Here is a 13,890-nt window from a genome sequence, read left to right as displayed (position 1 = left end):
ATTGCACCTGCCAAGGAGACCTTCTTTTTCCATAATAACTGAGCGAGCCAGAAAAAAGAAAGGCAAAGAACTATTGTTCCTATTGTTTGTGCTTGAAGCTGCTTTCGGAGGATTCTACGTCGTTATAACACGTGGTCTAACACCAATATTCCTAGTATCTACAGGCTATGGGCTCCGTGATCTCCTTCTCTTGAACTCTTTCGCAGGCCTATTGGCTCTACTAATGGCTCTTATTCTCTACAAGAAAGCCGTCCTCGTTCCAAGTAAGAAGAAACTCTTGTTCTTCCATGTACTCGAGAGAATCATGTGGCTCGCAATACCTTTTGCCGCATACTCCACCGAGAGCGAGACCATAGTATATAGCCTAGCCGTGGCTTCTACAATACCTACTGGCGTGTTTCTCAACCAGTTCTTTCTTGTCTCCTTCCCTGAGGCCGAGTACAAGAGACTAGTTGCACAAAGAACTATTTCGGGCAGCATAGCAAGTATAATAGCCCAAGTAATAATGGTCATTACATTAGCCGTAGGAGAACCTGGAACCAAGTATATAGCATTATACATTATCGCATTCATGTTAGGCCTCGTAGCCAGCATTATAATGGCTATTGCTCCTCTAGAGGAACGCGAGATACCGAAGATCTTTGAAAAGGAGGAAGAGGCTGAGGTTAAGGCTGTTAATGTCTATCTCCTCTTAGTGGTATTACTTAGCTCATCAAGCCTCTTATCGATAGCATGGGTACCAAGGATAATGCGTGATCTTAATGCGCCCGATTACCTGGCAGCATTACTTGGGTTCATTCAGACGCTATCAAACATCTTCTCAAGCCTATATTGGGTTAGAAAAGGAATAACCAGCTATAGGTATGCCATTATCCTGTTAAGCACGATCCCTATTTTAGTCTATATAACACCGTTCCCGCTAGCTCATTTAGGCATAGCTGTAATATACAGCTTCTCGTTGGTCGGAACAAACCTCTACGTAAGCATAGCTTATGCAGGACTGGTTAAGAAACTAGGTGTTACACGAGCAGGAATACTATTATCAACAGCTGGCGCGATGGCGACAATGATAGCCGGGTTTACAGGATATCTCGTAGCCGAGACCACAATGCTAGTATTCATTGCTGCCAGCCTATATGGTTTCCTAGGATTAGGTATAGCATTAACTACAATACCTGAACTAGCAATAGTTCCGCCAAGCTATACTAGATTGTACTCGAGAATACTTTATCAATCAAGCATAACGAGCTATAGCTTCATACTGTTCACAATGGAGGAAACAGCCAGGACCGCCCTGAGATTCACTATTCTAGTGCTAGCACTAATTATATTGTTCATAATATATAGGACACTATACTACATTATCATGTTGACCAGTGGTGGATGAAAATGCTTGGCCTAGACGTCTACGCGAATGAGACACTACCTACCACGAATACTACTGCAGGCGGTATAGAGGTTCTATGGAAAGCCTTCTCGATGGCCCTACGTGATCTCGTATCAGTGTTTCCAAAGATCTTTATAGCTATAGCGATAGTAGCGGTCTACGTAGCTATAGCACTTATTGTTACCAGGCTGCTTAGGAAGATACTCACTATCTTCCGCGTAGACGAGATCATGAAGCCGTTGCTCATGCACACCTATTTTAGTGTAACAAATCTCGTAATAGCACTAACCAACATAGGCTTAGCGATACTCGCACTATACTCAATAGTTTTGACGTTATTCCCAGAACAAGTCCATGCAACAACATTGTTCATAGACTACGTGGCCCGTGTTGCTAGCGTCGTATTCCTAGTCATATTCGTCTTCATATCACTGAGCTTGCTTGTAGAAAGAATACGTATGGAAGCACGTCTCCGAGGCTTCATGTTCCTGCTCTTGTTGTTCATGTCACTAGTACTGATTATAGACATAACAGCACTCTCTCCGGAAGTAAAGGCAGCACTAGCATGGGGTATCAGCATAGGAATAGGGTTATCTATAGGAGTGTTCTCGGCCTGGTACTTCTTCCATGACATAATAGAGAAGTATCGCAGAGAAAAACATGAATAGAATATTGTAAACACTTTTCCCGATTTTGTTTACTAAATACCTGGATGGTATCAGTCTCTAGTGCTCGCCGCCAATACTGCCTCAATAATTTTCTTGTAGCCTGTACATCTACACAAATTGCCTTCTAGAGCTTTTATCACATCTTCTTTCGTGATGCCTCTTCCCTGTGATAGAAGACTATAAGCTACAAGCATTATTCCCGGTGTACAGTATCCGCATTGTATGGCTCCTTTTTCCGCGAAACTATAGACTAGCTTCTTGAATAAATCATCATTTGCTAAACCTTCAACAGTTGTTACTCTATGCCCATTAACTTGTACTGTGAATATCATACATGAATACACTGGTTTTCCGTCAAGCAGTACTGTACATACACCGCATTCTCCTTTCTCGCAGCCACGCTTAACGCTCTTGACCCCCAGTTTAAGTCTCAATGTATCAAGTAGTATCTCATTGGGTTTAACATCGACTTCTACAGGTTTGTTGTTGAGAATGAAACTTACTTTAACCATTTACTTGACTACACCTCCTCAAAGCTATATCCTAGGTTCTTTAATGCATTAACCAGTGTATCACGTGTTAAAACAATAGATAGTTCTCTACGGTAATCAGCCGATGCACGTACATCACTTATCGGCGATATATCTTTTATAACAAGTTTTGCCGCTTCATCGATTACATCACGTGATATATTCTTTCCACGCAAGTACTCTTCAACACTCTTTGCTCTAACAGGCGTTGGTGCAACAGAGTTTAACGCTATTCTCACGTCTTCAAATACTCCATTAGATACCTTCACAGCAGTAGCAATAGCAACAACTGATAATGTGAAAGCGCTTCTACGACCAAACTTTATGTAAGAGAAACCATAGCTGTCTAGTATTGGGACTATTATCTCGGTCAGCAACTCGTTTTTCTTCAGAACAGTATTCCGTGGGCCTTTAAAGAACTCTGTTATATCCACTATTCTTTCTCCATTGATACTAGTCAGCTTAAGTTTCGCTTCATGAACAAGTAGTGGTGGTGCTGTGTCGGCTGCTGGCGAGGCGTTACACAAGTTACCACCAATAGTAGCCATATTACGGATCTGCCAGCTAGCCATGTTGTAGACAGCATTATGGAGTAATGGGAGCTTTGTCTTTATAGTACTTGATTCAACAAGTTCTTGTAGGCGAGTCAACGCACCGATTCTTACAACACTTCCTTCATCAATAATGTAGTTGAGCTCTTTGATACTACTTATGTCGATTAAGTGTTTTGGTTTGTATCTACGTATCCTCATGTCGTTAATGAGGTCTGTACCGCCGGCAATAACTTTGGCATCCTCTAGTTTATCGATAAGTTCTAGAGCTTCATCAAGGCTCTTGGGCTTATAGTAGTTAAACAATGGTATTCTATAGAACATGCCTATCACCTCTCCGTTTCTTTAATTAATTTCAAGAGTTTCTCGGGTGTCAACGGTAGCTCCTTAACTCTTGTGTTGAGAGCATGTGATACAGCATTGGCGATAGCTGCAGGTAATGGTATGAAAGCCATTTCGCCAACACCTTTAGCTCCAAATGGCCCGTATTTGAACAAGTCCTCAACGTAAACGGGTTTCTCGACTTCTAGCGGTGCGTCCATTGCTGTAGGTATCACGTAGTCTGTTAGATCGGTATTAATGATCTCTCCCTTGTTGCCGAAACGGAGTTCTTCCATAAGAACGTAGCCTATGCCCTGTGTGATCGCTCCCTCGATTTGTCCCTCGACTTGTACCGGGTTGATTATCTTGCCTGCAGCAAGCCCTGGCCATGCCTTTAACACTCTTGTTCTACCAGTATGTGTATCGACTTCAACCTCCACGACAACCGCTACGAAGCTGTAGGCTGGATAAGCATAGCCTTGTCCACGTTCGTTGTCAAATCTGCCTTTGGGTAGGAAGAAGTATCCTGTAGCCGAGAGATCTATTCCTCTAGCATATGCTTGCTTAACTAGTTCCCTCCATGTAATCGTTTTTTCTTCTCTACCTTTGGCATAGATTCTACCTTCTCTCATAACGATCTTATCAGGAGGAGCGTTCAAGAGATCGGCTGCCAACTTGTTGAGCCGCTCACGTAGTTTAGCAGCTGCAACAAGTACGCCTATAGCACCAATACTAGTCCCTCTTGATGCATGTGTAGCCCCTGTGTCCGGTGCATCACTTGTCCCATGTATGATCCTTACGAGTTCTAGTGGTACGCCAAGAACTTCTGCAACAATTTGCCTATGGCTGCTCGACGGCGACCCCTGTCCTATTTCTACGATACCAGTGTATACTGTCACTGAGCCATCCTTGTCTATTTTTATGTAAGCATTACTCCAATCAGGTACTCCACGACTAGTACTAATACCATGCCATGCAACCCCTATTCCCACACCACGTTTAAACCGCTTACTACGCTTATTCCATTCCTCCACTTCTTTCCTTAGCCTCCACCAATTAATCGTCTTGGCGAGCTTGTCAACCATATCGGCGACTCCAACAGCATGATCCAGTTTCTGGCTGGTAATAGTCTCCATTCCAGGGCGAAGCAGGTTCTTGAGCCTAAACTCAACAGGATCCATACCAAGTTTACGGGCTAGCTCATCCATCTGGGACTCTGCTGCAAACTGTACTGAGGGATTACCGAATCCACGGAAAGACCCTTGGGGTACTTTATTCGTGTAGACACAATAACCGTCAACCCAGGCATTAGGTACATAATATGGTCCTGATGCATGTACTGTTGCTCTCCACAGTATGAATGGTCCCCTATTGGCGTATGCACCTGTATCATGGATAATAGTTACCTTTATTGCTGTTAATTTCCCGTCTCTTGATGCCCCTGATTTATACTTTATAATAGTTGCTTCTCTCTTCGGGTGAATACGTATGGATTCTTCTCTAGTGTACATGAGGAAAGCTGGTTTACCAGTGACATAGGCTACTAGTGCTGCTTTAGCTGATACCAGCGGCCCTTCATCGTCTTTACCGCCGAAAGCACCACCTATGTATGGTGTGATGACTCTTATTTTGGATGCAGGTAAACCTAGTACACGTGCAATAATCTGTTGAGCCAAGTGGGGGTATTGTGGACAACCAATAACTGTTACCCCGCCATCTTCCGGTATTGCGAGAGCAGCTTCTGTCTCGAGGTACGCGTGCTCTTGGTGATGTGTCCTATACTCGTTTTCGACAACAACATCAGCTTCACTAAATCCCTTCTCTACATCTCCACGCCTAACCTTGGTTCTAAACGCTATATTCGAGCCAAACTCGTCATGTACAAGAACATCATTTCTCTCCATCGCATCAAGAGGATCCAGTAATGCTGGCAGAGGCTTGTACTTTACCTTAACTTCCTCCGCGGCTTGAAGAACATGATCTATATCCCAGCCAGCTACAAGAGCAATTGTTTCTCCATGATATCTCACCTTCTTCTCGGCTAGAAGAGGCTGATCAGGTAACGCGTAACCTACCTGGTTCTCGCCCGGGATATCACGGTAAGTAATAACTCTCTCAACTCCAGGAACTTCTAGTGCTCTAGAGTAATCAATATCCTCGATTAACGCGTGAGGTTCCGTGCTAAGGACTTGTTTAACAAAAAGCATACGCCCATGCTCAAAGTAGTCTTCAACAAATCTAGCACGGCCTAACGCCTTATCTATAGAGTCGCTACGCACAATATTCTTTCCAACAACAATGTATTCTCTGGCCGAAAGCCACTTATTAATTAGATCAAATGGATCTTCTATAGACATGTATACCACGCAAAACAGTCTACTCTACATCATCAATATACTGTCTCTATTCTATAATAACTTAATCCCAGCCAAACAATAAACACTATAGACAACATATTCCCTACACTCTTTAACTAACTGCTTACTCGTTTATGTGAAAACACTATGGTTCAATACAATATTTTGATACACGTTTACTCGTCTTAACAAAGAGGCATCTGCTGAGCTTCTCCGGATCAGCTATCCCACATAATCTCTGTAAATAATTATTATTACCCAGAGTAATCATGTACACGATAGCATCCATGGCCCGTAGTATCAGCTCATTGTCTACCTCAAGACCTTCATATAGTCTTGTTGATGGATGAACATAGTTCGATAATGTTAGATAGAGACGAAGTAGTTTCTTTCGAGTAACTCCATCAACCCCTTTGAGTTTAGTTATCATCCATGTTTTGAAGCTAGCGTATTCACGGCTTCTCTTAGATAATATGCGCTGGAACTCATCATCACCAACGCCTATGAGCCTATAATAGGTTTCTTGGCCAACAACCTCATAGATTATCTTCAATATAGAATATAGACAGATCAGGGGACAATTCTTCTCAATACATGTAATAAGATCCTTGGCTAGGCGGCATACAAGAGACTCCTCGGCAATACATAGTATTTCCTTGAACAACTTAATGCATTCCACAATGTTTTCTCCATTCATACCCGAATAGTCTCCTCATACGCTTGGCTTCCTGTTTAACCATATCTTTAAGCAGGTCTATACTATGTCTCCATGGCTTAAAAACAGGCTTGCCTTTATCAATACCGTACTTATAATATATGGTATTACCACGTAGTGCAACTAAGCCGCAAAAAGTAATCATGCATATTACTGGTTTCATCATATGTATTTTACACAATTTCTTTTCTTCATCAAAAAATACGCATCTACCATGTCTGCCTACGTCAAGACTATATATTTTTACGTTGATGCCATCTAGGAGCCTATAGTATCTATATGGTAGTTTCTCTATAATCTCGTCAAGCCCCATAGCTTCTATTGAGAACATGAAAGCCCCGGAATAAACACGGCAACACTCACCACATTGTAGACAAATCATCTTATATGAATCTTCAATAATGTTCTCATCGATTTCAATAAAGTATTTCCTGGGATAATTATCTCTACTATCCAGCTTAAAGACTGGAGCGTATATGTTTTGTGAAGGAATGTAGTACGTGCCGATATAGTGTTTCTTCAATAAAGCCATATGGTAGAGTACAGTATAGTTGTACATAGCATCGTTTTTAGGGCCTATGGGAATAATGTATTTGGGCAAAATACTGTACACCAAGATTTCATGCTATATATTCTTAACTGGCTTCACTAGTTTACCTGTAGGCTTATCAATAGTTTCTCCTTCACTGTAAACTAGTGTTCCCCTTAGTATGACGTGTTTTATCATGCCCTTGAGTCTCCATCCATGGAATGGTGTTAGCTTGTGTTTTGTATGGAGTTTATTCTTATCGATCACTGTTTCCTTGTTCGGGTCTATGACTACTATGTCTCCATGGCAACCTGGTTCTAAACAGCCTTTCATAGGATATAGATTGAATCTTTTAGCTGGGTTCAAGGACAATAGTTCTGGTATTTTCATTAAAGATATGTTGTTCCTCAGTGCCTGGTCGATCATTAGTGGCAGTAGTGTCGCTACTCCCGGGAATCCCCCCGGAGCACTCCATACATCACGTTTTTTCTCATCAGCACTATGTGGGGCATGGTCTGAAGCAATGATGGTTATTATGTTGTTTTTCACTGCTTTCCATAGGCATTCACGATGCCATGGCTCTCTGATAGGTGGGTTTACTTTAATTAGTGTGCCGTACTTCTTGTAGTCTCTTGAATCAAGTAGTAGGTAATGAGGATTTGTCTCACCAGTGATATCAACTCCTTCATTTATTGCTTGTCTGAGTGCTTCTACTGCTTCACAACTACTCATATGGACAATGTGTATACGTGCCCCCGTGTGTTTCGCTATAACTGCTAGTTTTCTTATAGCCAGTTCCTCACATATGGGGGGTCTTGAATCCATGTGTGCCTCTGGATCAATTCTACCACTCGTCTTTATCTTCTCGGTAAAATACTTCACAAGACTCCATTCTTCTGCATGGAATGCCAGTGTAACGCCTGTTTCTTTCGACAACTCCATTGCCTCGTATAATGTTGGTGTGCTCGGTGCCGGTATATCCCCCGTGGTTGGCCCCAAGAATATTTTGAAGCCTATAGCCCCGGCTTCGACCATGGGTTTAAACTCATCTATATTACCATCATGTATAACACCATAGAGCCCGAAGTCAACATAGGCTTTGGGCTCAAGAAGTTTTGCTTTCTCAACTAGTCTCTCACGAGTATCAACCGGTGGCAGAGTATTAGGCATCTCTAGTACCGTCGTTACCCCACCCATCAATGCGTCTAGTGTACCCCTAGTGAAGTCGTCTTTATATTCTAGACCAGGTTCTCTCATGTGAACATGTATATCGACGACACCTGGTAGTACGAGCATACCCTCGGCATCAACTACTTCTACACCATTTGGTCTAGGGATACTCTTGCCAACAGCCTTTACAACACCGTTCTCGATGAGGATATCCCCTTCAATAATACGCCATGGATAAACAATGTGTCCTCCGCGTACGAGCAAATTTGACACAGAATACCCCCGAGTAGAATAGTTCCCATAAATCCAATAAATAAACCACGATCAATAGAAAAATTAGCAGAGGGCTATATTTTTCTATTACCTGTCTAAGAATTAACTTGGTGTACTCTTATTATGAAATATAGGTTTATTGGTAAGAAGATTTCTAGACATGATGGAGTTGCGAAGATTACTGGTCAAATAAAATATGCTAATGACATTGTGTTGCCTGGAATGCTTTATGGTAGGATACTTAAAAGCCCTTATCCACATGCTCGTGTAAAGAATATTGATACAAGTGGTGCCAAGAAGTATAATGCTGTTGTTATTACCTTCAAGGATGTCCCGCGTGTCAAGTTTAATCCTAGGCTAGTCAGCACCGAAGACGTCACCTACAAGGACTGGGAGGTTCTCACTGATCACCCGAAGTTTGTTGGAGAATATGTCGCCGCTGTTGCTGCTGAATCCGAGTATTTGGCACAAAAGGCTCTTGAGTCGATAAGAGTCGAGTGGGAGCCTTTACCGTTTGTTCTGAATCCTATGGATGCAATGAAGGATGATGCTCCTAGAATTCATGAGAAGATATTATTGAAGGATCGTGAAGTAGATGTTATCAATAATATTGCATGTAAATACGAGTACGTTGAAGGCGATCCTGATAAGGCTTTTGAGGAAGCCGATGTTGTTATCGAGAGGAGTTTCAAGACAAATCGTAGATACCATATGCAACTTGAGCCCAAAGCTGTTGTAGTGCGGCCAGAGCCCAATGGTGGCGTGACTATATGGACTACAACACAGACAATTCATAACACGAGAATACTTGTATCACAAGTCTTCAACATACCATTAAGTAAAGTCAATGTAGTCAAGATCCCTATAGGCGGAAGTTTTGGCTCTAGCATACAGACAAACCCTGTTGTCCTTGTTGCCGTGGCATTGGCTCTCAAAGCCAAGCGGCCTGTCAAGATCGCTCTTACGCGTGAAGAAGATATGCATGAGCATTGTAGTTACGAAATGTACTTGAGGATCAAAGCTGGCGCTAAGAGAGATGGCACTATTATTGCCGGCGAGCTAGAGAACATAATGGATATTGGTGCACACCAGATCCAACCCTATCCCCTACTCGGTGTTGCCCTAGGCTGGTTTGTATCACTGTATAAATGGAAGAATATACGGTATCGCGGAATAGCTGTTTACACCAATAAGGTACCCAGCTGTGCTATGCGTGGTTTCGGGAACCCCCAGGTAACATGGGCTGTTGAAACCGTTATTGATGAGCTCGCTGAAAAACTAGGCATCGACCCTATTGAGTTTAGGCTCAAGAACTATGTTGGTAAAGGCGACCTATTTTGGGGACAAGGGCCAACTGTAAGGTCTATTATTAGGAGTGATGGAGTCCCCGAGTTGATGAGAAAAGGAGCCGAGCTAATAGGCTGGAGCAAGAGAGGAGATCCAAGAGATAAGAAGGGAAGATATCGCCGTGGAATAGGAGTTGCACGTGGATTCCATACAAGTGGTGCTGGAGGCCCCTTGTCGGGCACTGTCATTGATTATACTGGTGTTATATTGAAGCTCAACGATGACGGGACAATAGATTATATCACTGCACTACAAGACCATGGCGGTGGAACGCTCGATGCTCACGCCAAGATTATAGCTGAAGAACTACAGGTGCCGGTCGAGAAAATAAACATTGTATGGAGTGATACCAACACAACACTATACGATGTATGTACACATGCATCCCGTGGCGTATTCGTTGGCGGCGAGGCTGCTAGACGTGCTGCACGATTGCTTAAAGAGAAGATACTTAATTATGCAGCCCGTATACTTGGTGTTGTTGCGACACCTGAAGGGCTTAGAATGGAGTACGATGAGGAAAGCGGCGAGACTATTATTTATGTTGAAGGCAGCCCCGATAAAAGGATCACACTTAGAGAACTAGCCAGGACTCTATGGCAGAAGAACTGGGGCACGTTATCAGTATCGCTTTCCTATCGTGCTCCAGCAGCTCCACCAGCTTACCTAGTCTACTTTGTTGAAGTAGAAGTTGACACCTATACTGGTGTTGTAAAGCCTGTTAGAGTCGTAGCTGGAGTCGACTGTGGCACAGTAATCAATCCCGAGCTAGCTGAAGGACAAATACATGGAGGCTTTGCCATGGGGTTGTCAATGGCTTTACTCGAGGATACACCATACGATCCTGTTACAGGTGATCTCCTGTCACATGGCTTCATAACCGACTACAAGATACCATCGTCACAAGACCTCCCTAACCCAGATGACTTCAAGGTAATCTTCGCTGAGACACATGAACCTACAGGTCCTTTCGGCGCAAAAGGTCTTGGTGAAGCAGCCAAAAACCCTGTTGCAGCAGCTATTGCCAACGCGATCTATAATGCTATTGGCATAAGATTCTACGAGCTACCAATTACACCAGAGAAGATCCTTAAAGCACTTTCCGGGAAAGAGGGGTGATCGGTCATGGGTGTTCCATGGATTAACCGTGTCAACACACGTATACTACCATGTGAATTCGAGTACTACGAGCCAACATCAATCCATGAAGCCATTAAGCTTCTTGGTAAACTAGGTCCGGATGCAAAGATCCTGGCAGGCGGAACAGACCTTCTTGTACAAATTAAAATGAAGCAAATCAACCCCAAGTACATTATTAATATCAAGAAGATCAAGGAGCTTTATGGATTAAAAGATTATGGGGAACACTTGTCCATAGGAGCTTTGACCAGGCTCAAAGAGCTAGAGGAGAACAATATTATCAAGGAAAAATTCACAGCCCTGCATGAAGCCGTTAAATCTATGGCTAGCCCACAGATCCGTAATATGGCTACTATTGGTGGTAACTTGTGTAACGCCTCGCCAGCAGCCGACACAGCACCACCATTAATGGTGTTTAACGCAAAACTCAGGATCGCCGGGCCCTATGGAGTAAAAGATGTGCCTATAACAGAGTTCTTCAGAGGACCTAAGAAGACTATTCTTAACTATGATGAGATACTAACAGAGATCATTATACCATACCCAACTGGGCATGTAGGCTCGGCATTTATAAAGATCGCGAGGACTTCAATGGATTTAGCCAAAGTTAATGCTGCTGCTAAGCTTGTTGTAGACAAAGACGGTGTTGTTAGAGATGTTGCTGTAGCACTAGGCTCTGTCGCGCCAACACCTGTTAGAGCAAAGAGTGTTGAAGAGTATCTGAGAGGAAGAGTTTTCACCAAAGAAACTGCTTGGAATGCCGCCAAGCTTGTTGTTAACGATATCAGTCCAATAACTGATATTAGATCTACTGCCGAGTATCGCCGTAGTGTCGCAAAGACTATTGTTTATGACGTGTTGTTAAAAGCTTTCGAGAGAGCGAAGAGGTGATCATATATGAGGATCAAGTTCAGACTTAATGGGAGCCCTGTGGAAGTTGATGTTGAGCCTAATGAGCTACTGATCAATGTGCTTAGAGATAAACTTGGAATAACGAGTGTTAAGTATGGATGCGGTATAGGTGAGTGTGGAGCATGTACAGTAATAGTTGATGGCGAGCCTGTTCTCTCCTGTTTAACTTTAGCGGTAGAAGTTGATGGAAGAAATGTAATAACCGTTGAGGGACTTCAAGACGACCCATTATTCAATATAATCAAGAAAGCATTTCTCGAGGAAGGCGCTATACAGTGTGGTTATTGTACTCCAGGATTTGTGTTGATGGCTTGGAGTCTCTTGAGAAAGAATCCCAAACCAACTATAGATCATGTAAAAGAGTATCTACGTGGTAATATATGTAGATGTACAGGCTACGTTAATATATTAAGAGCTATACTTAAGGCTGCCGAGCAAATAAGTTCAACAACAAAGAAATAGTTTTTATCATATAAATAAAGATATGTGTTTATAGAGGTTCGACTCTCATGGTTAGTCTGAAGAACCAAGACATAGTTTCTGCTCTACAATTCGACAGAGACACTGTTCTCTATCTTTTCGAACTAGCGGAGAAACTACGTTCTGAAATTAGAGATAAAGGTATTCTGGACTATGCTAGAGGAAAAATCATGGCTACAGTATTTCTCGAGCCAAGCACGAGGACAAAGCTAAGTTTCCAGTTTGCCATGAAGAGGCTTGGCGGCGACGTTATTGATTTCGATGTTACTACTTCTAGTTTGGCAAAAGGTGAAACCGATGTAGACACGCTAAGAATAATTGATGGATATGATCCTGACGTTATAGTATTGAGGCAGAGTAAACCTGGGTTCCCAGAGCAGATCAAGGACATTATCAATGCTCCTATAATTAATGCTGGAGATGGATGGAATGAGCATCCCACCCAGGCACTCCTCGACGTCTATACTATTTGGAGAGAACTAGGTCATGTCGACGGGTTGACTATTGGTATCATGGGGGATCTTAAGTATGGTCGTACACCTAGTAGTTTATCGTATCTTCTCTCAAAATTCAATAACATCACTATTTACTACATTGCACCAAAGCCACTGCAAATAAGAGAAGAAGTGCTCAAGAAGATAGAAGGCAAGATCGATTACTATCTGGTGGACAATGTTGAAGAAGTTATCGAGAAACTTGACGTACTCTATGTTACTAGGCTACAGAAGGAACGATTACCCGACAAGAGTATGTACGAAGAACTAAAGGGGAGCTACAGGATAACAGCCAATATGCTTATGAAATATAGGAAGATACCAATAATAATGCATCCTCTACCCCGTACATGGGAACTAGACTCAAGCGTTGATAAATTGCCTCAAGCAAAATACTTTGAACAAGCAAGAAACGGTCTATATGTACGCGCGGCTCTTATAAAGGAGGTTCTTGGCGTATAGCCTAAGGAATTAATGGAATCTTTTTTATGATTAATCACGTAAATCACACCGATTGGTATTTTTGCTATAGCTGACATAATATACCCATGGTAGTTACCGATTTTGAGGTGTATAGATAGTCTTGGAACATCCATTTTCCCGAATACTAGTTGCTTTTGATGGCAGTGTCTACGCTAAGAAAGCCCTCAACATTGCTTGCGCATTATCACTTGCGCTAGGCTGTAGAGTTAGAGTCGTCCACGTTGTCGATACTACTCATGTAGGCATAATGGTGTCAGGCATAGGTATAGTTCTTGAGAAAAGTCTTTTAGAGAAAGGTAGGAGCCTCATTATTGAAGCTAAAGAACTAGCTAAAAAACATGGTGTTGATGTAGAGGTTTCTTTACGGCGCGGACATCCAGCTGACGAAATCATTAGGGAAGCCAAGGAGTGGAAAGCAGACCTCATAATAATGGGTAGTCGTGGTCTCGGAGGATTCGAGAAATTGCTTCTCGGTAGTGTATCTGATTCTGTAGCCAGACTAGCTCCCTGCCCTGTACTAATTGTAAGGTAGT

The 13,890-nt window shown here is 42.6% G+C and carries 13 protein-coding genes; 7 read left to right on the top strand and 6 right to left on the bottom strand.

Translation table 11 applies throughout. The features are described 5' to 3' along the window. Position 1 precedes the first annotated feature (1 nt). On the top strand, positions 2-1,387 hold the full coding sequence (locus J4526_06195; GenBank protein WFO74669.1) for a hypothetical protein: 1,386 nt from the start codon (positions 2-4) through the stop codon (positions 1,385-1,387). Between the two features lie 2 nt (positions 1,388-1,389). Beyond that, a complete protein-coding gene (locus J4526_06190) occupies positions 1,390-2,055 on the top strand; it encodes a hypothetical protein (protein ID WFO74668.1) in 666 nt (221 codons plus the stop codon). Positions 2,056-2,105: 50 nt separating this feature from the next. Here J4526_06190 and J4526_06185 read toward each other — a convergent pair whose 3' ends face one another. The 6 genes from J4526_06185 to allB form a co-directional block, all read right to left on the bottom strand. Next, positions 2,106-2,567 (bottom strand): (2Fe-2S)-binding protein, encoded by a 462-nt coding sequence (locus J4526_06185; protein ID WFO74667.1) that lies wholly within the window; start codon positions 2,565-2,567, stop codon positions 2,106-2,108. A gap of 8 nt (positions 2,568-2,575) precedes the next feature. Further along, positions 2,576-3,460, bottom strand: coding sequence for a xanthine dehydrogenase family protein subunit M (locus J4526_06180; GenBank protein ID WFO74666.1), 885 nt, complete (start codon positions 3,458-3,460; stop codon positions 2,576-2,578). 5 nt (positions 3,461-3,465) lie between these two features. Continuing rightward, positions 3,466-5,814, bottom strand: a complete 2,349-nt coding sequence (locus J4526_06175; GenBank protein ID WFO74665.1) for a xanthine dehydrogenase family protein — start codon at positions 5,812-5,814, stop codon at positions 3,466-3,468. Between the two features lie 145 nt (positions 5,815-5,959). Then, positions 5,960-6,493, bottom strand: a complete 534-nt coding sequence (locus tag J4526_06170; GenBank protein ID WFO74664.1) for a hypothetical protein — start codon at positions 6,491-6,493, stop codon at positions 5,960-5,962. Then, on the bottom strand, positions 6,480-7,130 hold the full coding sequence (locus tag J4526_06165) for a YkgJ family cysteine cluster protein (GenBank protein ID WFO74663.1): 651 nt from the start codon (positions 7,128-7,130) through the stop codon (positions 6,480-6,482). The genes J4526_06170 and J4526_06165 overlap by 14 nt, the downstream gene beginning before the upstream one ends. A gap of 24 nt (positions 7,131-7,154) precedes the next feature. Beyond that, positions 7,155-8,501: an allantoinase AllB gene (allB, locus tag J4526_06160; protein ID WFO74662.1), complete on the bottom strand. Its 1,347-nt coding sequence runs from the start codon at positions 8,499-8,501 to the stop codon at positions 7,155-7,157. Between the two features lie 123 nt (positions 8,502-8,624). Here allB and J4526_06155 point away from each other — a divergent pair, with 123 nt between their 5' ends. The 5 genes from J4526_06155 (at position 8,625) to J4526_06135 (ending at position 13,889) form a co-directional block, all read left to right on the top strand. Continuing rightward, positions 8,625-10,967 carry a xanthine dehydrogenase family protein molybdopterin-binding subunit gene (locus tag J4526_06155; protein WFO74661.1) on the top strand — a complete coding sequence of 781 codons (2,343 nt, stop codon included), beginning with the start codon at positions 8,625-8,627 and terminating at the stop codon, positions 10,965-10,967. Positions 10,968-10,973: 6 nt separating this feature from the next. Continuing rightward, entirely contained in the window at positions 10,974-11,879 is a 906-nt protein-coding gene (locus tag J4526_06150; protein ID WFO74660.1) for a xanthine dehydrogenase family protein subunit M, read from the top strand. A 6-nt stretch (positions 11,880-11,885) separates the two neighbouring features. After that, the gene (locus J4526_06145) at positions 11,886-12,362 is read left to right on the top strand and encodes a (2Fe-2S)-binding protein (GenBank protein ID WFO74659.1); all 477 of its coding nucleotides are present in this window, start codon (positions 11,886-11,888) and stop codon (positions 12,360-12,362) included. Positions 12,363-12,409: 47 nt separating this feature from the next. Beyond that, entirely contained in the window at positions 12,410-13,336 is a 927-nt protein-coding gene (gene pyrB / locus J4526_06140; GenBank protein ID WFO74658.1) for an aspartate carbamoyltransferase, read from the top strand. Between the two features lie 121 nt (positions 13,337-13,457). Next, a complete protein-coding gene (locus J4526_06135) occupies positions 13,458-13,889 on the top strand; it encodes a universal stress protein (protein WFO74657.1) in 432 nt (143 codons plus the stop codon). The last annotated feature ends 1 nt before the right edge of the window (position 13,890 follow it).

The organism is Desulfurococcaceae archaeon MEX13E-LK6-19, from assembly GCA_029637525.1.
Classification (GTDB): Archaea; Thermoproteota; Thermoprotei_A; order Sulfolobales; family Desulfurococcaceae; genus MEX13ELK6-19.
This window is presented reverse-complemented; position numbering and strand designations above follow the sequence as displayed.